The sequence below is a fragment of the Gordonia sp. NPDC003504 genome, from assembly GCF_053587995.1.
Genome location: NZ_JBSFPC010000007.1, coordinates 96,970 through 118,667, shown reverse-complemented (window position 1 = coordinate 118,667; position 21,698 = coordinate 96,970). Strand labels below are relative to the sequence as shown.

Sequence of the window (21,698 nt, the reverse complement as noted above, 5' to 3'; positions counted from 1 at the left end):
TCCCGCTGATACCGCTACGGCCACTGTGGGTGTCATGCCGAGTACCGCTTCGCCCGATCCACGCCGCCACATCCGGTCGCGCACCCGCGCCTACACCTTCACCGCCGCCGGGGTCTCCCTCGCGGCGACGCTCGGCTTCGGGATCGCCGCAGCGCACACCACCACCGCGTCGGGAACCTCCGGCTCGACCACTCCGAGCAGCCAGACCAGCAGCGGCGATCAGTCCGGGAACACCGGATCGGGCAGTACCGGATCGGGCAGTACCGGATGGGGCGGCACGGGATCAGGAAGCGGCCAGTCGAGCACCGATCCCTGGGGTTCGGGCGGCTCGCAGTGGAACTCCGGCGACGACTCGTCGGGCTCGTCCGGACTCATACCCGGCCACGGTGGGCCGTCCAACGGATCGACCCATTCGTCATGACCACGCGTCGATGGCAGGACTGGTCCTGCGAGGTCACGGTGAGCGTCGGTGCCGGCCCCGTCCCCGATGAGGCGACCACCATCGTGCGGGACCTGATGAGCGAGGTCGAGCAAGCCGTCAGCCGCTTCACCGATTCCGAGATCCAGTACCTGAACGCACACCCTGATTCGCCGGTAACTCTGTCCCCGTTGGCTTTTCACCTGGTCGCCACCGGTGTCGAGGCCGCCCGGCGCACCGGTGGTGCGCTCGACCCGACCCTGGGCACCGATCTCGTACGGTGCGGCTACGACGACGACATCGCCGCGGTCCGCACCCGCCCGGCACCTGTGGTCGCAGATCGCGGCGGCCGGTCACGATCGGGACAGGCACGATCGGGACAGTCACGATCGGGACAGGCACGATCGGGACAGTGGCGCGCCCTGCGGCTCGATCACGAGCGCCGCGAGGTGACGGTGCCCGCCGGAATCGCGGTGGACCTCGGCGCCACCGCCAAGGCGTGGACGGCCGACGAGGCCGCCACCCGCGTCGCACATGCCCTCGACACCCCTGCGCTGGTCGGTATCGGGGGCGACCTCGCCGCCGCCGGTCACGCCGAGCAGCCCTGGCAGATCGACGCGTCCGAGGTTCCCGGCGGTCCGGCGACACGAATCGGACTCGGGCACGGCGGACTGGCCACCTCCTCCGTCCTGGCCCGGTCCTGGAGCGACGCGACGGGCGGCACCGCCCACCACATCATCGATCCGCGCACCGGGGCTCCTGCCACCGGACGCTGGCGCACCGCATCGGTGTGGGCGCGCTCGGCACTCGCAGCGAACGTCGCATCGACCTGGGTGCTCGTCGAGGCGAACCCCGCGATCACCCACCTGCTCGCCGAACGCGCCCCCGCTCGCCTGGTGGGCACCGACGGAACCATCACCCGGCTCGGCACCTGGCCGCACGAGCAACCCACGACCCCGGAGGTGGCCGCATGACCGGCTGGTATCTGATCCGAGCATTGGGATTCGTGTCCTTGCTCGCCTTCACCGGCAGCATCACACTCGGGCTGGCATCGACGGTGGGAGCCCGCACCCCGGCCGGTGCCGACACCCGGCTCATCCGACAACTCACCCACCGCTCGCTGGCCGTGCTCGGACTCATCGCGCTCGCCGGTCACATGGTGTTGACCGTCCTCGACAGCTACGTCGACGTCCCGCTGACGGCCACGATCCTGCCCTTCGGCTCCGGCTACCGACCATTGGCCATCGCGGTGGGCGTGATCGCGCTGTACGCCTTCGTCGTCACCGCGGTCTCCGGCTGGAGCCGGGGCAGATTCGCGCAGTCACCCGCTGCCGCCCGCGTCTGGCGGGTGATCCACTCGTGTGCCTATCTCGGCTGGGCGGCGAGCATCTACCACGGCTTCACCGCCGGCACCGACACCCATACCTGGTGGGCGATGGCGACCTACGCCGTGTGCACGGCCGCGGTGGGCATCGCATTGGTGATCCGAGGGATCGCCGCGCGCGACACCAGATACACGTCGAACCGGCTGGTCATCCCCTCCGCCGATTACGCCGATCAGTCACACCAACCGCAGGAGGTGGGGCGATGACCGCCTCGACGTCCATCCCGTCCGCACTCACACCCACACCCACACCCATCGCGCCGGTACCGGGCAGGACCCCACTGGGCACCGGCAGGCTACTGGCCGGCACCCGCGACGGTCGTGTCGGATTTGACGCCCATCTCGCCCGGTCGGGATATCCACGCCACCGCGACCTCGCGTGGTTGTGCGACGCGTCGCGTCGTGTCGGACTCCGCGGTCGTGGGGGTGCCGGATTCCCGGTCGCCGAGAAGCTGGCCGCGATCCGGCCCGGCCGCTCGGTCCAGGTGCTGGTCAACGGCTCCGAGAGCGATCCCACGAGTTGGAAGGACCGCACCCTGATGCGGCAGGCCCCGCATCGTGTCATCGACGGCGCACTGATCGCGGCGGCGGCACTGAACACCGACTCCATCACCGTCGTCACGCACGACGAACCCTCCACCGACTCGCTGTGGCAGGCGTGTGCCGAACGCGCCGACGCCGGCTCCGTCGACATCCGGGTGGTCGGCGGCGGGTTCGTCGCCGGGGAAAGCCACGCCGTCATCGCCGGTCTCAACGGCGCACACCCCACGCCGCCGGGACGCCACGTGTCGGCGACCCGACGAGGTATCGGCGGGGCACCGACCTTCGCCGCCAACGTCGAGACCGTCGCACAGCTGGGACTGCTGGCCGAACTCGGCGTCGAACGCTTCGCCGAACTGGGCAGCTGCGGCGAATGGGGCACCGTCCTACTGACCCTGAGCGGCGCCGTGGCCTCACCCGGAGTCGTCGAGGTCGCGACGAACACCCCACTGTCGGCGCTCCTGGGTGGCCGTGCCCCCGGTTCCCGGTCACCGCGCCCGGTACTGCTCGGCGGCTACCACGGCCGGTGGATCGGAGACGAGACCACCCGGCTCGACCACGACTCATTGGCCGCACGCGGCCTCGACCGCGGCGTCGGGTCGATCACGGTGTTGCCGCCCCACACGTGCGCCCTGGGTGAGATCGCCCGGGTGGCCCACTGGCTGGCCGATCGATCCGCCGGGCAATGCGGACCATGCGTCTTCGGGCTGCGGGCCCTGGCCGACGATTTCTCGGCCTTCTATTACGGCGAACCGCGCGACCTCGACGCCATCCGACGGCGCCTCGGACTGGTCGCCGGACGCGGCAGCTGCCATCACCCCGACGGTGCAGTCGGCTTCCTCGGTTCGGCGCTGGGAATGCTCGGCGCCGAGATCGACCGCCACCGGCGAGGCGGCTGTGGCCGCGACGTGCTGGGAATCCTGCCCGTACCCGACACCGATGACCACGAGGACGGAGCCGATCATGGCCGGTGAGCAGGTAATGCGCGTGGACTGGACGCGATGCGACGGCCACGGGCTGTGCGCGCGCATGATGCCCGAGCACATCGCCGTCGACGACTGGGGTTTCCCCGTCATCGACGGCCACCCGATCGAACGTGGACAGGTCCGGCAGGCCCGGCGCACGGTATCGGCGTGCCCCGCGCTGGCGTTGCGACTGGCAGATCCGGCCACCCGCGGCTGATCTCGGCCCCTCCGACACCCCCGGGGTATCCCACACCTTGACGACGGGAGGGCTCGACGACGGGGAGGGCTCGACCTGCGGCATACGCTGCACTGCGATGTCGCAGGAGCACGTTCCCGAGGTTTCCGAATCCCGCGGCATGTTCGCGTCGCTGCGCATCCACAACTACCGCCTGTATTTCGGCGGTCAGGCCCTGTCGCTGGCAGAGTGCTGCCACAGCTGCCGGCGAGGCGGTGACGAAGTGCCGCCGTGCTACCCCGGTGCTACCCGCCGACGCTGATCTGGCGGTGGTTCGGCGGTGGCCGTTACTACGCCATAGGTGGCGAGAAACAGTGCTTCACCTGTGGTGATTCCGAGACCGCCAAGGCGTTGCCACTGGTAGCCAAGGCCCAGACCGAGCGGACTGGCAGTACTTGAATCCCGCACAGTGTCGGTTCGAGTCCGACTGGGGGCACCCGTGCGCACATGTCTCAGCGGACAACAATCGTCCGCCCTCATGTGGACAACAATCGTCGTGCTGGTCATGGTTGACAGAACCGACTGTCCACCGAGGAGACCTCATGCCCAGCCCGATCATGCCGAAGTCTGACGCCGCCGAACTGATCATCGCCGAACGCATCCGGCAGGGACTCACCTGGGCAGACATCGCCGAGCGGATCGATGCTCCGCTGGTGTGGACGGTGTCGGCACTACTCGGATCGCACCCGGTGCCCGCCGACAAGGCGGTGGCGGTCTGCGCCATCCTCGGCCTCGATGACCGTGTTGTGGAGAGCCTGGTGCGCCAACCGACCCGGGTGGCCGATGACGCGGCCGCGGCCGATCCGACGATCTACCGTTTTCACGAGGCGTTGGCCGTCTACGGTCCCGCACTCAAGGAACTGATCCACGAGGAGTTCGGTGACGGCATCATGAGCGCCATCAACTTCAAGGTCGACTTCTCGCGGCGAGCAGACCCCGACGGAGACCGTGTCGTGGTGACCTTCGACGGAAAGTTCCTCGACTACCGCTGGTGACCACGGGCCCCGGATTCAGCCGCGCAGCACCTTTTCCATCGGACGCCCCTTGGCGAGTTCGTCGACGAGTTTGTCGAGATAGCGGATGTTGCGCATCAGCGGATCCTCGACGTCCTGCACCTTGACGCCGCACACCGATCCGGTGATGAGCGCGACGTGTGGATTGATCTCGGCGGCGGCGAAGAAGTCCTCGAAGGTGGTGCCCTTCTCCAGGTGGGCGGCCAGCGCCGCGTCGTCGAAGCCGGTGAGCCACTCGATCACCTCGTCGAGCTCGACCCGCGTACGACCTTTCTTCTCCATCTTGGCGAGATAGGCGGGATAGACCGAGGCAAAGCTCATGGTGAAGATGCGGTGGCTCACGTGTGGCAGCCTATCGAGCCGTCGAGGTCGCAGACTCCACAACCGGCTCGAGCCGATGCGGCGCGCCCCGCAGCAGCGACGCCACCGCCGCGCACACCGACAGCAGTATCGATACGACGAAGACGATGACGAGCCCGTCATGGAAGGGCCCCGACAGCAGGCCGGGGAAGAACTCGTGTCCGGTCAGTGTCTGGACCTGATCAGCGCGAAGTGTGGTCAGGACACCGGAGTCGTCCAGCAGGTGATCGATCGGGTTGACACCGAGCAGAGCCGAGAACAGCGACGCCACCGGCGGCAGGTTCGCGACATTGTCGGCCACTGTCGCCGGGACCCCTTGATCCTGCAGCCCGGTCGACATCGTCGTCGGCAGGTTCGCCGAGAGTCCGACGATCATCAGCGAGAAGAACACCCCGATCGACAATGCGGTGCCGGAGTTCTGGAAGGTGGCCCGCATACCGGACGCGACCCCGCGATAGCGTGCCGGCACGCTGCCCATGATCGACGAGGTGTTGGGAGCGGCGAACATGCCCGTGCCGATTCCGTTCAGCGCGATGAGCAAGGCAAAAGCCCAGTACGGGAACACGATCGGCAGGAACATCAGACCGATGAAGCTGGATCCGAAGAGCACCATGCCGACCGTGGCGAATCCCCGTGCGCCGAACCGGTCAGACAACATCCCGGTCAACGGTCCCGCGACGAAGAAGCCACAGGTCAACGGCAGCATGAAGATTCCGGCCCACAGCGGTGTATCGGCGTAGTCGTAGCCGTGCAGCGGCAGCCAGATTCCCTGCAGCCAGATGATCAACACGAACTGCAGCCCGCCCTGCGCCAGAGACGCGCACAGGGCGGCCAGATTGCCGGCGGTGAAAGCACGAATCCTGAACAGCGACAACTCGATCATCGGCTCGGCCACACCACGCTCGATGCCGACGAATACGATCAGGAGGAGCACACCGGTCACCAGGAGGGCAATCACCACCGGGTTGCCCCATCCCATCGTCTGCCCGTTGTAGGGCTGCAGTCCGATGGTGATGGCGATGAGTATCGCCGACAACCCGATGGCGAAGGCGCCATTGCCCCACCAATCGATCCTGCCGGGATGCCGTTCGCCATTGTCACGCAGCTTCCGATATGCCCACACCGTGAAGAACAGACCTATCGGCACGTTCACCCAGAACACCGCTCGCCAATCCCAGGCGGCCAGGAGCCCACCGAGCACCAAGCCACTCAGCTGACCGGCAAGTGCCGCAACCTGATTGAGACCCAGCGCGAACCCGCGTCGATCCGCCGGGAACGCGTCGGTCAGGATCGCGGCGGAATTGCCGGTGAGCATCGACCCGCCGAGCGCCTGCAACAGGCGCCACACGATCAACCAGATGGCGGCCCCGGAGGCATGAAAAGGGTCGAAGGACAACAGAATCGAGGCAACCGTGAAGACTGCAAAGCCGGCGTTGTAGATCCGCACCCGGCCGAACATGTCGCCAAGCCTGCCCAGGGTGGTCACAGCGACGGCCTGCACCAGTCGGTACCCCATGATCATCCACAGCAGGTAGCCGATGTTCTGCGCGGCCAACGGATCCAGGCCTATGCCACGGAAGATCGCCGGCAACGAGATGATCACGATCGACCCGTCGAGCGCCGACATGAACACCGCCGCCGTGGTGTTGGACAGCGCCACCCACCGGTACCCGGAATCGTTTTCGGCGGTCACCCCTTCCGGGGTCGACACCGCGCTCACAGGGCGTCGGCCAGGCGTGCGAGCAGTGGCAGTGCGGCACCGATCGCCGACACCTCGTCCTCGGTGAGGACTTCGGCCATCGCGGCCGCCAGTGCACGGATGCGGTGATCTCGTCGGTCGCACAGCGCTGCACGGCCGACGTCGTTGAGGCACAGAACCGCCCGCCGCCCATCGTTCGGGTCTGGTGCGCGCGTGATCAGCCCGCGGTCGAGCAGCGTCGCGATGGTGGCACCCATCGACTGTGGGCTGATCTGCTCCCCGCGGGCCAGTTCCGCCGACGTCGTCGAACCGTAGCGGTCCAGCCGGGCCAGGACCGCGGTCTCGGGCACGGTGGGTCATCCGGGCTGCGATGCAGGCGGAGTCGACGGATCAACGCTCCCAGGGTGATGCGCAGATCAGACGCCAGATCGATCACGACATCATTAGCCATGCTAATCAGCCTAGGCTTATCAGGTTCCCCTGATCGAATCTCCCGAACGGCCCAGCACGCACAATTCGGACACCGCCCACCCCTTTGGCCACGCGCGATCAGGCACTCCCGCACAACGGGTGCGCTGACCCACTACCCCACCGGACAGTGCGCGGATGGTTCATAACGCAGACCATTGTGATCTACGACACCCGGGTCCTACGTTTCCGGTGGGCATCACCACGCATGCCCTTCCCTCGCAAAGGACTTCTCATGACTGACGTTGTCGTGGCCCCAACGGATCTGATCGCGGATGTCTCCGCACCTCCATCCGAACCGGCACCCGCCCCGACCGGAAATCCCGCCACTGTCGGAGTACCGACGTTCATCGTGGGTTCGGTCGCGTTGGGCATGGTGCTCATCGGTGTCGTCCCTGCCACCGCGGTGGGCGCCTCGATTCCCATCATTCTGGCGGCCACCGGTGTTGGTCAGCTCGTCGCCGCGGTATGGGCATCGTCTCTCGGCCAGAATGCGGTTGCCGCGATCTTCGGCATCTTCTCCGGGTTCTGGTTCAGCTATGCCGCCCTGGTTCTCGGACTGACGCACAATTGGTACGGCGTCGGGGCCGACAACGCCGTCGCGACGCAGGAGGTGTTCCTCACGTCGTGGTTGGTGGATCTCAATGCGGGTGCGCAAGGATGGGCCAGCTGGTGGATGCGGGGCGACTCTTCTGCTTGGTGGCGTGCCTGGCGGTCGCTAGTCGGCCTGAAAGAATCTGGTGATGAGGTCTGCTGTGGCGCCCCAGTCTCCGTGACGAAGAAAATGACTCAAGTCGACCTTTACGAAGACCGCTTCTGCGGCGAAATAGGTTGTGTCGCCGACAGTACCGTTGGCTTCGATGAAGAGCGCGCGGTCGGTTTCGTCGACGAGGGAGGCGGTGATGTGCACGGGGGTGTGCAGTGGGACCGGGCGTCGATACTCCACGGTGAGGGTTCGGGTGACTGCGGGTGTCTCGGCGATCCACAGGGTGAAACCCATGATGTCATCGCATGCCGCTGAGATGGCTCCGCCGTGGGCGAGTCCCGGGGCTCCTGAGTGGCGCTCGTCGAATTGCAGGTCGGCGTAGACGTGGTCGCCGTGCAGGTGTACCTCGAGGTGCAGGCCATTGGGGTTGTCTTCGCCGCATCCCATGCACCATGGTGCGTGTGCTGGTAGTGGTTTGTCGCCCCTCATAAGTGACCTTTCTGAGCCTTCAATCGGTACCGCCACTGGCAGTTTCGCTCTGTTACCGACGGTATTGTTGTGCAGTCAGGGGTTCGTGATTTTGGCTATATAGGGAGTGGCCAGGTGGAAACCATCGATTCCGACGATGTTGACCCGAGGCGGGTTCGGTCGCGTCAGCGTTTGTTGGATGCTGCGGTGACCTTGCTGAACAGTGGCGGGGTCGAAGCCGTTACCGTGGAGGCGGTCACTCGACTGTCTCGTGTTGCTCGCACCACCTTGTATCGTCACTTCGAGAGCTCCACAGATCTGGTGGCGGCTGCCTTCGAGCGATTGTTGCCTCAGGCCGAGACCCCCGAGACGACGACGTCGATCCGTGATGACCTGCTGAAGCTGATGCAGCGGCAGGCTGAGCTTATTGAGCAGGCACCGCTGCAGTTGACGACGCTGGCATGGTTGGCAATGCTTCCCGAGCAGCCCCGGCAATCCGGGCAATCCGACGGGGATCAGAACGCGCTCGCGCCACTGCGTCGTCGAGTCGTCGAGCAGTATCGAGAACCATTCGATCGAGTTTTGACGAGTGACGTGGCCACGGCGGAGCTCGGCGACCTCGATTTGACCATGGCAGTCACTCAACTGGCGGGCCCCCTTGTCTTTGCCAAGCTCACGGGCATTCGGTCGATGACCGTTGGCGATCTCGAACAGCTTGTCGACGATTTCCTCATGGCCCACCGGCGACACCAAACCTCCTGACCTCCTTCCCCATCTACGGTACTGCTAGTACCGTAACGATACCGTCGGTTTCGTAGACGGGCTGGGTCGAGGGTGAGGTGCTGCGTATGGTGGTCCAACGTCCAAGTGGTGGGCGCTTGGCGGCGCGCCGGTTGGCGGAACGCAGCGAGTACAGCACGACATTGGGGCGGTTGGCACGGTTCACCTTGGCGCACAGATTCCTCGTCATCGGGGCGTGGGTGGCTGTGGGTATCGTCTTGGCGATACTGTTTCCCCAGCTGGAGACGGTGGTGCGGCAGCAGTCTGTTGATCCGATCCCTGCTGGGGTTCCATCGTTTCAAGCACTCGATCAGATGGGTGGTGCGTTCGGTGAGAAGGGCGCCAAGACCACTGTTTTCGTGACCATGGAGAACCCGAACGGGTTCACCGACGTGGCGCGGGAACGCTACGACATGCTCGTTCTGCAGTTGCGCGAAAATTTCGACGATGTGCAGTCAGTGCGGGATTTGCTCTCCGATCCGACGACGGCCGGCCAGGCCTTGAGTGAGGACGGGCAAGCCTGGTACTTGCCTGTCGGGGTCACCGGAACTTTGGGAGGGCCAACGGCCACGCATGCTGTGGAGACCGTGCGCCAAACCGCGCAGCGCGTGTTTGACGGTACGGACACCACTGTCCATGTCACCGGGCCGACGGCCACTTTCAGTGACCAGATCGTCAGTGCTGAAAGCGATTTAGTCGTGATCACTGTGGCGACGGTGGCGCTTATCGCGATCATTCTGTTGATCGTTTACCGATCGCTGTTCACCGCGCTGGTGCCGTTGTTGGTGATCGGTGTCAGCCTCGGCGTGGGCCGCGGGGTCTTGTCCGCACTCGGCGAACTCGGTATGCCGGTATCGCAGTTCACCGTCGCGTTCATGACCGTCATCCTGCTCGGAGCCGGGGTCGACTACTCAGTCTTTTTCATCAGTCGCTATCACGAACGGCTACGCCAGGACGCTACCACTGAGGTTGCGCTCGTGGACGCGACAGCAACTATCGGACGGGTCATCCTGGCTTCAGCTGCCACGGTGGCGCTGGCCTTTTTGGCGATGGTGTTTGGTCAGCTGAGCGTGTTCTCCACCTTGGGTCCGGCATGCGCGATCGCCATCCTCATCGGATTCCTCGCCACGGTCACCCTGCTACCACCGGTGTTGCTGTGGGCGGCGCGATTCGGCTGGGGCGCACCCAGACGAGATCTGACCCGAAAGTACTGGAATCGCGTCGCCGTGCTCGTCGTGCGGCGTCCTGTGCCTCTGCTGGCACTAACCCTGGTCGGGCTAATCGTGCTTAGCGTCTTCGCGATGGGCATCCAGATCACCTTCGACGATCGTGAGGGGCAGCCCGCGACAACCGACAGCAACGAAGGCTACGCGTTGCTCGACCGTCATTTCCCTCAAGACGTCACTATCACTGAGTTCCTCGTTGTAGATGCACCGATCGATCTCCGTACTGCCAGCGGGCTGGCCGATCTTGAGCAAATGGCCTCACGTGTATCCCAGATCCCCGGAGTGACTCGAGTCATCGGTGTTACCCGTCCCACCGGGGACAAGCTCGAGCAAGCCGAGCTGTCCTGGCAGAACGGTCAGATCGGGGACCGGCTGGCGGGTGCGGTCGACGATGGCCAGAACCGCCGAGGTGACCTCGAACAGCTCCGTACCGGCGCATTCCAACTCGCCGACGGGCTTACTCAGCTCGACACCCAGGTACGCACCAACTTGGCCCCCCTGGCCGGCATCCTCGATCAGGCAAGCACAGCAGGGCAGCAAATTCAGCAGTACCAGCCGATACTCCGCCAACTCGCCGCATCTGCACCAGCGCTCGATCGCGCTTCTCAGAATGCCCCACAGCTGGCCGCGCTCACCCGCCAAACATCTGCAGCCCTGGCAACAGTGACCTCGATCCTGCCCATCCTCGATAATGCGCCCTGGTGCACCCAAGTCCCGCAGTGCGCAGCTCTGCGCGCGCAGACCCGCAATCTCGACGCCCTACTGAGCAACGGGACCCTCGACCAGATCGCCACGCTGTCAACACAACTCGCGCAGCTGGATACACCGATCTCAACAGTCACCGACCAACTCACTTCCACCGTCAACTCACTGGGCTCCACGCTGGGAAGCATCAGCAGCCAAGACCTTCCCGGCAAGCTCACCCAACTGCAAACAGGTATCAGTCAACTCGCGGCGGGATCACGCCAACTCGCCGCCGGTGTATCCGCGCTGATCGACAGCAACCTTCAACAACTCGCCGGGATGGCCGCGCTAGCCACACAACTACAAACCTCCGCCCGCGAGACCGCCGGAACAAACTCAGCAACCGGCTTCTACCTCCCACCTCAGGCCAACGCAGACCGCCGTTTCGTCGACGTCGCTCGCCAGTTCGTCTCGCCCGACGGCCATACCGTGCGCTACGCAATACAAACCAGCTTCGACCCCTACAGCACCGAGGCCATGCAACTGGCCGACACAATCACCGATGTCGCACTCGCCGCCAGACCGAACACAACCCTGCAGGACTCCAACATCGCGATAGCCGGGTTCCCCGCCATCAACGCCGATCTGCAACGTCTACTCACCGAAGACTTCCGACTCCTAGCGTTGGCCACCCTCACCATCGTCGGCCTGATCCTGATACTCCTACTCCGAGCACTCATCGCGCCGCTATACCTTCTGGGCACCGTCATACTCAACTACACCGCGGCACTGGGTATCGGTGTCCTGATCTTTCAACACATCCTCAAAACCGATATCGCCTGGCCCGTACCACTACTGGCCTTCATAGTCCTCGTCGCGGTCGGCGCCGACTACAACATGCTTCTTATCTCTCGCCTACGCGAAGAATCCCAAAACAACATCCGCATCGGCGTCCTGAGAACCGTCACCAACACCGGATCAGTCATCACCTCGGCCGGCCTCATCTTCGCTGCCAGCATGTTCGGACTCATGGCCGGATCCATCTCGATCATGACCCAGGTCGGACTCATCATCGGCATCGGCCTGCTGCTCGACACCTTCATCGTCCGCACCATCGTTGTGCCGACCATCGCCACACTTGTCGGCAGAGCAAGCTGGTGGCCGAGTACCCGAACCGACACGCATCCAGTGTCCCGCTAGTACGCACGCACGTGCCGAGATCTGACCGGCCCCGCCAGTCATCCAGCCATCGCGCCCACCTCATCGACTGACACCCGCTCGACGGTCGGCCGCGGCAACCACACCCTACCGTCGCGGATCAGTGCCCAGACCACGTCAACCAGACGTCTAGCGAGAGCGATGAGAGCGTGGACGTGGGAACGCTTCTCGCGTCGTTTGCGCTGGTAGAACTCGCGGGACGGGCCGTCGCGTTGCGAGCTGTTGAGTGCGGCCATGTAGAACACCTTGCGAAGTCCTCTGTGGTAACGCTGGGGTCTACGCAAGGCTCCCCGGCGGTTACCGGAGTCGTGCGGTACCGGAGCAAGACCGGCGTAGGCGGCGAGTCTGGCGGGCGAGCCGAACGAAGTGAGGTCGCCGCCGGTGATCGCGACGAGCTCAGCGCCGCTTCGGGTGCCGATGCCTGGCACGGATTCGAGAATCCGTGCGTGACGGTGGCGGCGGAACACCTCGGTGATCTGCTTATCCAGGTCGGCGATCTGACGGGTCAGCATGACCAACGAGGTAGCCGCGTGTTGCACCAGTAGGGCTGTGGTCGCCTCGCCAGGCAGGGTGACGGTCTGCGCGGCCGCCGCGGCACGGGCTTTGTCGATCATCTTCGGGATCGTGGGTCGGCGGACGCCGTGACTGCGCAGGTGGTCGTAGATCTCGTCGTCAGAGACCGCAGCGATCGCAGATGGCGTGGCGAAGCGGGTGAGGAACGTTAGACCGGTCAGTGTCGAGTAGTCGAAACACCGTTCTAGTGCAGGGAAGATGCGGGTCAGCAGGCCGCGCAGGCGGTTGATGCCTCGCGTACGTTCAGCGACGAGGTCGTTGCGATGTCCGGTCAGCAGGTCGAGTTCGATCGCGACGTCGTCGGGCGCCGAGACGGTGGCGAGATCGCCACGTAGGCGGGCTGTCTGGGCGATCACGACCGCATCGCGGGCATCGGTCTTGCCCTCACCCGCGAACGCACCGGTCATGCTGTGCACGACCCGGCCGGGCACGTAGCGGATCTGCTGGCGCCGCGCAGCCAGCACACCCCTCAGCAGCGCCGATTCCGGTGCGGTCATGTCGATCGCCCACACCACGAATTTCATGTCGGCGACCCGGTTCATGAGCGCTTCGATCGCCGGTTGATCGTTGGGAAGCCGCCGAGACCACAGCACCGTTCCCGCCTCATCGACCGCGGCGGCGTGATGCGCATGCCGACCGACATCAATTCCTACCCAGATCTTTTCGTCCATACTGTCCTTCCGTGTGCGGTTGGCTCGTCAGGGTGGTTTCGCCGGCACACCTTTACACAGCGACAAGTTCGCGAACACATCTCAATCAGCGGCCGAAACGACCCGTCACGGTCCGGGGTGACCTTCCACGCCAAGCCACCAGCGACAACAGGTGATTGTCGAGCCACGCCCCGAACCGCGGACGAACGTCCGAGGCGACCGCCCCGGACGTACTCCAACGTAAAGGTGATTGTGCTGTTGACCCTGGCCACCCTCCGACTTCCCGCTGCATTCACGCTGCTGTTCGCACTGATCGACCTCGCGCTCGTGCTTGTTCTGATCGCAACCGCGCAGGGCAGCTCCGCCGTCCAGACCGCCGCGGGCTGGGTGGTCTTTGCCTTCGCAGCCGTCGGGGCATACCTGTTCTTCGATGCGATGTCGACGTCCACAGGTGGCCGTGCACTGCCGATGGGCCGCCCCGTTCTCGGTGGATGACCGCAAACGGACACAATGAGTGTGGCTGCAGGAGCGCACTTCCCGCAGCACAAACAATGTCGCCGCGTCCCGATCGGGCGCGGCGGCGTTGTCGCTGTGGGCAGAACCACTCCCAACCACCACCGAAGTGACACCACAAACCTTGCACTGAGACAAACAACATGGGGTGCTCGACCAGCGGAATGATGGCTCGACCAACAAATCAGGGCGCTGGACCAGCGGAACGGTCGCCCCACAAGCTCTTTCGACGTGGGACGCCACACACAACTCGACCCCGACGCGAACATCGGGGTCGAGCAGCAACACTCAGGTCAGAACACGATCCGTCACTCCGCCGTGGCGAGCGGCAGCGAATCACGCTTCGCCACAGGGCTTTCCGGGGCTCCACGTGAGGGCACCATCATGGTTGCCACCGACCCCGCCAAGGCGATGCCGGCGAAGATGTAGAAGGCGACGCTGGAGGAAATCCCGGCGCCGATCAGCACACCGCCGATCAGTGGTCCCACAATTCCGCCCAAGCGGCCGAAACCGGCGCACCAGGCCACGCCCGCGGCCCGTGCGCTGGTCGGATAGAAATTGGAGACGTAGCCGTAGATGAGCACCTGGGTTCCGATGGTGCCGACGCCCGCCACGGCGACCGCCGCGAGTAGAACCGGCAGCGGGAATCCCATCGTCAGACATACCAGCGCCACGGTGGCGAGGCAGAAGGATGTGGCCACGATCCGTTGCGGCCCGCGACGATCCGCCAGACGCGCGGCGATCAGGCCGCCGACGATCGCACCACCGTTGAGCACCAGCAGGAACGACAGGGAACCCTTCGCGTTGAACCCGGCAGATTTCATGATCTGAGGCAGCCAGGTGTTCAGTCCGTAGGTGAGCAGGAGTCCCGCGAAGCTCATCAGGCCCAGCAGCAGGGTGGGTACGGCGAGCTGACGGGTCGTCAGCGCGGCAAATCCGACCTTCTCCGATGGGGCAACAGCCCCGGCCACGCTCGGCACCGCCGGTGATTCCTCGGCGGGCATCGGGATACCGGTACGTGCGCTGATGGCCTGCGCCTCGGCAATCCTGCCGCGGGCCACCAGCCAGCGCGGCGACTCGGGCATCTTGAACCAGGCGATCGGCAAGAGGGTGATCAGCGGAAGGGCGCCCACCCAGAACAGTCCACGCCATCCGATGTGGTCGGCGAACAGCATTGCCAGCACAGCGGCCACGACACCGCCGGCCGGGACACCGCTGTAGACGATCGCGTTGAACAGATTGCGTTTGGCCGGCGGCGCGAACTCGGCCACCATGGCGCCGACGGTGGCGACAAGACCACCGATACCGATGCCGGTGAGGCACCGCAGCACACCGAAGGTGACGAGATTGTGCGCCAGCGCAGTCGCCCCCATGCCTACCGAGAACCAGATGATGTTGAACAGCATCATCCGACGCCGCCCCACCCGATCGCCGAAGGCGCCCGCGATGAATGCGCCGATCATCACCCCGACCAGCGCGTACGAGCCGAGTGCACCGGCGGTGGCCGCGCTCAGGTTCCCGAGTTGGGTGGGGTCATCGAGCAGGATCGGCAGCGCGGTGCCGTAGACGACGAGGTCGTAACCGTCGAAGACGATCGCGATGGTGGCCAGGGTGACGATCCAGAGCACGCTGCTGCGGTGCTGCGGGCCGGACCAGGTTGACGGGGAACTCATGGGCTGCCTCCAGGTTGTGTGGTGGTCTGGCAGACAATGCTCCCGAGTTGTGTTCGCACTCACATCTGGGTTTTACCCAGTCTTGACCAGGTCCGATTTGTTCGATTCCGTCGATCGATTCATCGCGACAACCGTAGGACCGGTCACCAAGGTTCACTCAGCGCAAGTTCTCCAGGAGGCGCAGCCACACCTCACTGACCGTCGGATACGCGGGCACCGCATGCCACAACCGCGACAGCGGAACCTCCCCCACCACCGCAACCGTCGCACTGTGCAGCAGTTCGGCGATGTCGGGCCCCACAAAGGTGGCCCCGATGAGTACGTCACGATCGCCGTCGATCACCAATGTCGCGTGCCCGCGGTAGTCCTCGCTCTCGAGGGCCGACCCGGCGACGGCAATGTCGAGGTCGGACACCGTCACCGCGTGGCCGGCCGCCCGAGCCGCGGCCTCGGTGACCCCCACCGACGCCACCTGCGGCCGCGTGAAGACGACCTGTGGGACCGCCCCATGGTCCGACGTCGCGGCGTGGCGATCGTCGAGTGCCGCCCCTGATGCGCGCGCGGCGATGACATCACCGACCACCCGCGCCTGATACTTCCCCATATGCGTCAGCGGGGCCCGGCCGTTCACGTCGCCGACCGCGTACAGCCAGTCATGCCCGGCGACATTGAGGTGATCGTCGACGTCGAGCGGCCGCGACGGATCGATACCGATCGAATCCAGTCCCAGTCCCGCCATGGCCGGCCCTCGCCCCGCGGCAACCAGGATCTCGTCGACCTCGAACCTTTCCGCATGACCGCCGTGACCAGCGATCGTTGCCGCGACCGGTCCGCCGTGAATGCGCCCGTACCCGGTGTCGACGACGTCCGGGCGCGAGACCTCGGTGAAGGTGGATCCGAACCGGATGTCGACGCCACGCTCGCGCAACTCTTCGACAACCCGTTGTCCGGCAGAGGGTTCCATGGACGGTAAAAGCGTCTCGCCGCGGACCACCATCGTCACGGCCGCGCCGAGATCGACACACCAGGTGGCGGCCTCACAGGCCACCACCCCACCGCCGAGGATCGCGATCCGGCCGGGCACCTCGAGCAGGTTCGTCGCGTCCCGCGACGTCCACGGCAACGCGTCGGCCAACCCCGCGACAGGCGGGATCACCGCGGCGCTCCCCGTCGCCAGAACCACCGCCTCACGCGCCCGGACCGTGCGACCCCCGACCTCGACGACACGCTCCCCGACGATGCGCCCGCGTCCGCGGATCAAATCGATCCCGGCCGAATCAAGCCATTGCGCCTGGCCGGTGTCGTCACGTCCGGCGATCCGGGTCCGCCAGTCCAGCAGCGCCGACGCGTCGGGTGCTGACGTAGTGACCCGTCCACGTGAACCCGGTAGCGCCACCGCGCGGTCGAGCGCCGCCCCGGCCCCAAGCAGCGCTTTGCTCGGCATGCACGCCCAGTACGAGCATTCACCGCCGACCAACTGTTCCTCGATGATGGCGGCGGTGCGATCGCTGCCGCGGATGGCGTAGTCGGCGGCGTTCTCACCTGCCGGCCCGGCGCCGATCACGATGACGTCGTAGATCTCTGATGGGGAGTTCTCTGATGGGGCATTCTCCGAAGTGGTCATCACTCCACGGTAGGCCGCACGCTCCGCGGAACACGCCGATTGAACCCGGCGGCAGGCTCACCGCGGGCGCCGCCGGCCGGTCCCGGCCAGCCGATGGCGGTGTGTCCGTCGCACCTCGAACGCGGTTCTTCCGCCGCCGCCTGCTGGGTGACCCGCCAGATCGGCGCGGCCCGCTCGGCCAGTGAGACGAGTTCGGTGACGAGGATGCGCAGGTGTGCGTGTGGGTCGTCCTCGGCGGCCGGCCGATGTGCCCAGCCGAGATCGGCCACCTCTGAGGCCTCGCCACCGAGGATGATGCGATCCGACACCGATTGCAGCACTGCGGCTTTCGATCCACTGACCGGCCGTGCCGACTTCGACGAACGCGATCTCGACGGATACCTCCCTGACCTCGACCGCCACACAGGGTTGGCACTGTCGCAATACCAGTTGCAGCACACCTTCATTCACCCGATTCCCGATCAATGGACGATCTGCTGCTGCCCCGTCTCGACGCGCTGGTCACCAACGCAGCCGCCGTCGCCACGGCGATCGCCGGCTACGACTCGCTGGAATCGATCCGGACGGAACTCGAAGCACTCACCCGCACCGCGACTCCGGACTCGACCGCCTGACCAGTACCCAACCGGGCAGGGGCGGGACGCCGCCGAGCACTCACCGCGCGAACATCGCGAAGTCATGCGAAGGTAAAGAAACGTGCAAGAGTTCGCCACGTGCCGTCCACGTCCCGGGAATCCCCTCCGTCGTCAGATCGAGGGGTCGACCTGACGCATGGCACCCAACGCCAGGAGTCTCATGTCCGAGGTCCTCGCCGAGATCAACGGATACATCTGGAGCAACGCACTGGTCTTCCTGTGCCTCGCCGCAGGTGTGTACTTCTCCATCCGATCGCGCTTCGTCCAGGTACGTCAGTTCAAGGAGATGATCCGGCTGATGTTCCACGGCGAGAAGTCCCCGTCGGGGGTCTCGTCGTTCCAGGCGCTGACCATGTCGCTGGCCGGTCGTGTGGGTACCGGAAACATCGCGGGCGTGGCCACCGCAATCGCGTTCGGCGGCCCGGGCGCGCTGTTCTGGATGTGGATGGTCGCCTTCCTCGGTGCGTCGACCTCCTTCGTCGAGTGCACGCTGGGTCAGATCTACAAGACGCGCGATCGCCTCACCGGCGAGTACCGCGGCGGACCCGCGTACTACCTGAGCCGAGCGTTCGCCCACACCAAGGCATCCGGCGCCTTTAAGGTCTACGGACTGATCTTCGCCGCGGTCACCACGCTGGCCTGCGGCCTGCTGCTGCCCAGCGTGCAGTCGAACTCGATGGCCATCGCGATGGAGAACGCCTGGGGCCTCGAAAAGTGGATCGCAGCGGTGGGATCGGTCATCGTGCTGGCATTCGTGATCATCGGTGGCGTCAAACGCATCGCCACCTTCGCCTCGATCGTGGTCCCGCTGATGGCGGTCATTTATATCGTCATCGCCCTGATCATCGTCGCCTTCAACGCCTCGGAGGTTCCCGGGGTGATCGCGACGGTCTTCGGGTCCGCCTTCGGCGTGGACTCGGCATTCGGCGCGATCATCGGCGTCGCCATCATGTGGGGCGTCAAACGCGGCATCTACTCCAACGAGGCCGGCCAGGGCACCGGACCGCACGCTGCCGCGGCCGCAGAGGTCTCCCATCCGGCCAAGCAGGGGCTCGTCCAGGCCTTCGCCGTCTATGTCGACACCCTGTTCGTCTGCTCGGCCACCGGCTTCCTCATCCTGTCCACCGGCGCGTACCGCGTGTTCGAGGGCGAATCGGACAGCGGAGCAGTCATCGCCGAAGGCGGCATGCTGCCCGCCGACGCGGAGGTGGGACCCACCTTCGTCCAAACCGGATTCGACACCCTGTGGAGCGGCGCGGGCTCATCGTTCGTGGCGGTGTCGCTGCTGTTCTTCTGCCTGACGACGATCATCGCCTACTACTACATGGCCGAAACCAATCTCCGATTCCTGATGGGCAAGGCCTCTACGATCTATGTGCGGCCGCTGCGCAGCACCCTCGGCAGCAACGCCACGCTGCTGCTGCAGGCCCTGATCCTGGTGTCTGTGGCGATCGGCGCGGTGTCGACGGCGACGGACGCCTGGACTCTCGGTGACATCGGCGTCGGACTGATGGCGTGGCTCAACATCGTCGGCATCCTCATCCTGCAGCAACCGGCGTTCACCGCACTCCGTGACTACGAACGGCAGAAGAAAACGGGCATCGACCCGCAGTTCGATCCGGTGGCATTGGGCATCGTCGGGGCGACCTTCTGGGAGAAGGACAAGGTCGACTCGTCGACGGAGCGGACGGAATCGGTGGTCTGATCGACCGGCGCCGGATGTTCGGCCCGGCTTCGTCCACGCACGGGCGAGGTCGGGTCTAGACTCACCGTTCGGTGAGCACCTGCGCCCTCACCGGGGGGCCACCAGCCCGGGTGCAACCGTCGCAGACGAGGAGCACCCGTGCCCAATGTCCCATTCGCCGGATACTCCCGGCGAGACTTCCTCAATCGTGTCACCGCCGTCGGTGGGGGCGCACTGCTGACCTCGTGGGCCGCGCCGATCATCGACAAGGCGTACGCGTCGGCCGATCCCGGCGGCACCGGTTCGCTCTCGGACATCGAGCACATCGTGCTGTTCATGCAGGAGAACCGGTCATTCGACCACTACTTCGGAACCTATTCCGGGGTACGGGGTTTCGGGGAATCGACGCCACTGTGGAAACAACGGGGCTGGGCGCCGGGGGTGGGCCCGACCCCGACCGGCCACACCATGCCGTTCCGGCTCGACACCACCCACGACGCCAACCTCGACGGTGAGTGCATCAACGATCCCGATCACTCGTGGGCCGGACTGCACAAGGCGTGGAATCACGGCCGCAACGACGGCTGGCTGCCGATGTCGATCGCCTCGGTCGGCCCCGACAACGCGCCGGCCCTGATGGGCTACTACGAACGCGAGGACATCCCGGTCCACCGCAGCCTCGCCGAGGCCTTCACCCTGTGCGACGCCTACCACTGCTCGGTACTCGGTCCGACCGACCCCAACCGGCTGTACTGGATGAGCGCAACACTGGACCCGGACGGCCGCCACGGTGGACCTCTCGTCGAGACACCCACTCTCATACCAAAATTCGCCTACAGCTGGCGCACCATGCCGGAAAACCTTCGCGACGCCGGGGTGAGCTGGAAGATCTACAACAACAAGGATCTCGGGCCGGTGTCGTCGGTCATCCTCGACGGAATGATGGGCTGTTTCACCCAGGCCCAGAACCCGAACTCCGAATTGGCCCGCCGCGGAATCGATCCCACCTACCCCAACGACTTCGCCACCGACGTCAAGGCCAACCGCCTGCCGAAGGTGTCGTGGGTGGTACCGCCGGCGATGGAATGCGAGCATCCGGCACTTCCTGCCGCGCTGGGCGCCGTCGGCATCGTGCAACTGCTCGACATCCTCACCTCCAACCCGGCGGTGTGGGAGAAAACCGCACTCATCATCAGCTATGACGAGAACGGCGGATTCTTCGATCATGTGACCCCGCCCACCCCACCACCCGGGACGCCAGGCGAATACCTCAGCGTCCCCGACATCAACAAGGTGTCGTCGTCGAAGGGCATCCGCGGACCGATCGGTCTCGGCTATCGCGTGCCGTGTTTCGTCATCTCCCCCTACAGCCGCGGCGGTCTCGTGGCGACCGAACGCTTCGACCACACCTCGCAGCTGCGGCTCATCGAGAAGCGCTTCGGTGTCGACGTCCCCAACCTGACGGCGTGGCGCCGATCCGTCGTCGGCGACATGACCTCGGCCTTCGATTTCGGCAACGCCCCCAACAGTGCGCGGCCACGGTTCGGCGACCCGGCCCCCGCCGCCCAGAACGCCCTGGTGCAATGCGGTCCGAACATCGCCGCGGGCACGCTGGGGAAAGGCGCACCGTACCCGGTCCCACCCAATCGCATGCCCACCCAGCAGCCCGGCACCCGACGAGCACCCACAGGGGTGATCTGAGTACCGCCCGTGATCTACTCAGGTCATGACCGGTATGTACCGCTGGGGCGCCGCGCCGCAGATTCTCGCGATGACCGACGCCGCGGTTGCCGGACTCACCATCGGCATCTCGGTCTACGCAGCGGTGATCCTGATCGCTGTCGGACTCGGTATCGGCGCAGCCCGGCGCGGACAACGCCGCGCGGCGTGGATCTATGCGGTGGTCGTGGGTGTGCTGACCGTCGCCGGTGTGGTGATCGCGGTGGCGAGCAGCGTCGCCTGAGCACCTCACGACATGGTGACCCACACCACGATTCGGCATTGTCGACGTTGCACGTGTAGCGTCGGAGAACGAATGACCCGCCCAGCGCGGAGTCAGGCGTCGTAGAACGACTGTTGTCGGCGGACCCCGCGGCCTCATCGAAGAGGCCCGCAGATAATTCGTCCGCCTCGATCACTCCACTTCATACGGCGAACGAATGCGCGAGCCCGCGCGTTCGCC

The 21,698-nt window shown here is 65.6% G+C and carries 22 protein-coding genes and 1 pseudogene; 15 read left to right on the top strand and 8 right to left on the bottom strand.

Annotated elements, in window-relative coordinates; translation table 11 throughout:
• Positions 1-34: 34 nt before the first annotated feature.
• The 7 genes from ACWDPV_RS14650 (at position 35) to cynS (ending at position 4,537) form a co-directional block, all read left to right on the top strand.
• Complete coding sequence (locus tag ACWDPV_RS14650) at positions 35-421, top strand: hypothetical protein (protein ID WP_449743569.1); 387 nt, start codon at positions 35-37, stop codon at positions 419-421.
• Positions 418-1,392: an FAD:protein FMN transferase gene (locus tag ACWDPV_RS14645; RefSeq protein WP_449743568.1), complete on the top strand. Its 975-nt coding sequence runs from the start codon at positions 418-420 to the stop codon at positions 1,390-1,392. The genes ACWDPV_RS14650 and ACWDPV_RS14645 overlap by 4 nt, the downstream gene beginning before the upstream one ends.
• Positions 1,389-2,009, top strand: coding sequence for a hypothetical protein (locus tag ACWDPV_RS14640; protein ID WP_449743567.1), 621 nt, complete (start codon positions 1,389-1,391; stop codon positions 2,007-2,009). Before ACWDPV_RS14645 ends, ACWDPV_RS14640 begins: the two co-directional genes overlap by 4 nt.
• Positions 2,006-3,316 (top strand): NADH-ubiquinone oxidoreductase-F iron-sulfur binding region domain-containing protein, encoded by a 1,311-nt coding sequence (locus ACWDPV_RS14635; RefSeq protein ID WP_449743566.1) that lies wholly within the window; start codon positions 2,006-2,008, stop codon positions 3,314-3,316. The genes ACWDPV_RS14640 and ACWDPV_RS14635 overlap by 4 nt, the downstream gene beginning before the upstream one ends.
• A complete protein-coding gene (locus tag ACWDPV_RS14630) occupies positions 3,282-3,524 on the top strand; it encodes a ferredoxin (RefSeq protein ID WP_348802779.1) in 243 nt (80 codons plus the stop codon). The genes ACWDPV_RS14635 and ACWDPV_RS14630 overlap by 35 nt, the downstream gene beginning before the upstream one ends.
• A 97-nt stretch (positions 3,525-3,621) precedes the next feature.
• Positions 3,622-3,804 carry a hypothetical protein gene (locus ACWDPV_RS14625; RefSeq protein ID WP_449743565.1) on the top strand — a complete coding sequence of 61 codons (183 nt, stop codon included), beginning with the start codon at positions 3,622-3,624 and terminating at the stop codon, positions 3,802-3,804.
• A gap of 280 nt (positions 3,805-4,084) precedes the next feature.
• Positions 4,085-4,537 (top strand): cyanase, encoded by a 453-nt coding sequence (gene cynS / locus ACWDPV_RS14620; RefSeq protein WP_348802782.1) that lies wholly within the window; start codon positions 4,085-4,087, stop codon positions 4,535-4,537.
• A gap of 15 nt (positions 4,538-4,552) precedes the next feature.
• On the opposite strand, the gene ACWDPV_RS14615 is transcribed toward cynS, so the two are convergent.
• Genes ACWDPV_RS14615 through ACWDPV_RS14605 form a run of 3 tightly spaced genes read right to left on the bottom strand, consistent with a single transcriptional unit; the run spans position 4,553 to position 6,964 of the window.
• The gene (locus tag ACWDPV_RS14615; RefSeq protein WP_449743564.1) at positions 4,553-4,897 is read right to left on the bottom strand and encodes a DUF2200 domain-containing protein; all 345 of its coding nucleotides are present in this window, start codon (positions 4,895-4,897) and stop codon (positions 4,553-4,555) included.
• 10 nt (positions 4,898-4,907) lie between these two features.
• Complete coding sequence (locus tag ACWDPV_RS14610; RefSeq protein ID WP_449743563.1) at positions 4,908-6,608, bottom strand: MFS transporter; 1,701 nt, start codon at positions 6,606-6,608, stop codon at positions 4,908-4,910.
• Positions 6,609-6,631: 23 nt separating this feature from the next.
• Positions 6,632-6,964 carry a MarR family transcriptional regulator gene (locus ACWDPV_RS14605; RefSeq protein WP_449743562.1) on the bottom strand — a complete coding sequence of 111 codons (333 nt, stop codon included), beginning with the start codon at positions 6,962-6,964 and terminating at the stop codon, positions 6,632-6,634.
• A 326-nt stretch (positions 6,965-7,290) separates the two neighbouring features.
• On the opposite strand from ACWDPV_RS14605, the pseudogene ACWDPV_RS14600 reads away from it, so the two are divergent.
• Positions 7,291-7,635, top strand: a pseudogene (locus ACWDPV_RS14600) (GPR1/FUN34/YaaH family transporter); the annotation flags it as partial.
• Positions 7,636-7,800: 165 nt separating this feature from the next.
• On the opposite strand, the gene ACWDPV_RS14595 reads toward ACWDPV_RS14600, so the two are convergent.
• On the bottom strand, positions 7,801-8,277 hold the full coding sequence (locus ACWDPV_RS14595) for a PaaI family thioesterase (protein WP_006896186.1): 477 nt from the start codon (positions 8,275-8,277) through the stop codon (positions 7,801-7,803).
• 114 nt (positions 8,278-8,391) lie between these two features.
• Between ACWDPV_RS14595 and ACWDPV_RS14590 the strand changes: the two genes are divergently transcribed.
• Complete coding sequence (locus ACWDPV_RS14590) at positions 8,392-9,018, top strand: TetR/AcrR family transcriptional regulator (RefSeq protein ID WP_006896187.1); 627 nt, start codon at positions 8,392-8,394, stop codon at positions 9,016-9,018.
• A gap of 86 nt (positions 9,019-9,104) precedes the next feature.
• Positions 9,105-12,146, top strand: coding sequence for an MMPL/RND family transporter (locus tag ACWDPV_RS14585; protein WP_006896188.1), 3,042 nt, complete (start codon positions 9,105-9,107; stop codon positions 12,144-12,146).
• A 38-nt stretch (positions 12,147-12,184) separates the two neighbouring features.
• Here the strand turns inward: ACWDPV_RS14585 and ACWDPV_RS14580 are convergent, their stop codons facing one another.
• The gene (locus tag ACWDPV_RS14580; protein ID WP_449743561.1) at positions 12,185-13,408 is read right to left on the bottom strand and encodes an IS110 family transposase; all 1,224 of its coding nucleotides are present in this window, start codon (positions 13,406-13,408) and stop codon (positions 12,185-12,187) included.
• A 231-nt stretch (positions 13,409-13,639) separates the two neighbouring features.
• Between ACWDPV_RS14580 and ACWDPV_RS14575 the strand changes: the two genes are divergently transcribed.
• The gene (locus tag ACWDPV_RS14575; RefSeq protein WP_449743560.1) at positions 13,640-13,882 is read left to right on the top strand and encodes a GPR1/FUN34/YaaH family transporter; all 243 of its coding nucleotides are present in this window, start codon (positions 13,640-13,642) and stop codon (positions 13,880-13,882) included.
• 326 nt (positions 13,883-14,208) lie between these two features.
• On the opposite strand, the gene ACWDPV_RS14570 is transcribed toward ACWDPV_RS14575, so the two are convergent.
• The 3 genes from ACWDPV_RS14570 to ACWDPV_RS14560 form a co-directional block, all read right to left on the bottom strand.
• Positions 14,209-15,573 (bottom strand): MFS transporter, encoded by a 1,365-nt coding sequence (locus ACWDPV_RS14570; protein ID WP_449743559.1) that lies wholly within the window; start codon positions 15,571-15,573, stop codon positions 14,209-14,211.
• 157 nt (positions 15,574-15,730) lie between these two features.
• Positions 15,731-17,197 (bottom strand): dihydrolipoyl dehydrogenase family protein, encoded by a 1,467-nt coding sequence (locus ACWDPV_RS14565; protein ID WP_449743558.1) that lies wholly within the window; start codon positions 17,195-17,197, stop codon positions 15,731-15,733.
• The gene (locus tag ACWDPV_RS14560) at positions 17,197-17,517 is read right to left on the bottom strand and encodes a hypothetical protein (RefSeq protein ID WP_449743557.1); all 321 of its coding nucleotides are present in this window, start codon (positions 17,515-17,517) and stop codon (positions 17,197-17,199) included. Before ACWDPV_RS14560 ends, ACWDPV_RS14565 begins: the two co-directional genes overlap by 1 nt.
• Before the next feature lie 144 nt (positions 17,518-17,661).
• Here ACWDPV_RS14560 and ACWDPV_RS14555 point away from each other — a divergent pair, with 144 nt between their 5' ends.
• The 4 genes from ACWDPV_RS14555 (at position 17,662) to ACWDPV_RS14540 (ending at position 21,479) form a co-directional block, all read left to right on the top strand.
• Complete coding sequence (locus tag ACWDPV_RS14555; RefSeq protein ID WP_449743556.1) at positions 17,662-17,811, top strand: hypothetical protein; 150 nt, start codon at positions 17,662-17,664, stop codon at positions 17,809-17,811.
• A gap of 181 nt (positions 17,812-17,992) precedes the next feature.
• Positions 17,993-19,537: an alanine/glycine:cation symporter family protein gene (locus ACWDPV_RS14550; protein ID WP_449743555.1), complete on the top strand. Its 1,545-nt coding sequence runs from the start codon at positions 17,993-17,995 to the stop codon at positions 19,535-19,537.
• Positions 19,538-19,675: 138 nt separating this feature from the next.
• Positions 19,676-21,217: an alkaline phosphatase family protein gene (locus ACWDPV_RS14545; RefSeq protein ID WP_449743554.1), complete on the top strand. Its 1,542-nt coding sequence runs from the start codon at positions 19,676-19,678 to the stop codon at positions 21,215-21,217.
• A 25-nt stretch (positions 21,218-21,242) separates the two neighbouring features.
• Complete coding sequence (locus ACWDPV_RS14540; protein ID WP_348809602.1) at positions 21,243-21,479, top strand: hypothetical protein; 237 nt, start codon at positions 21,243-21,245, stop codon at positions 21,477-21,479.
• Positions 21,480-21,698: the final 219 nt, after the last annotated feature.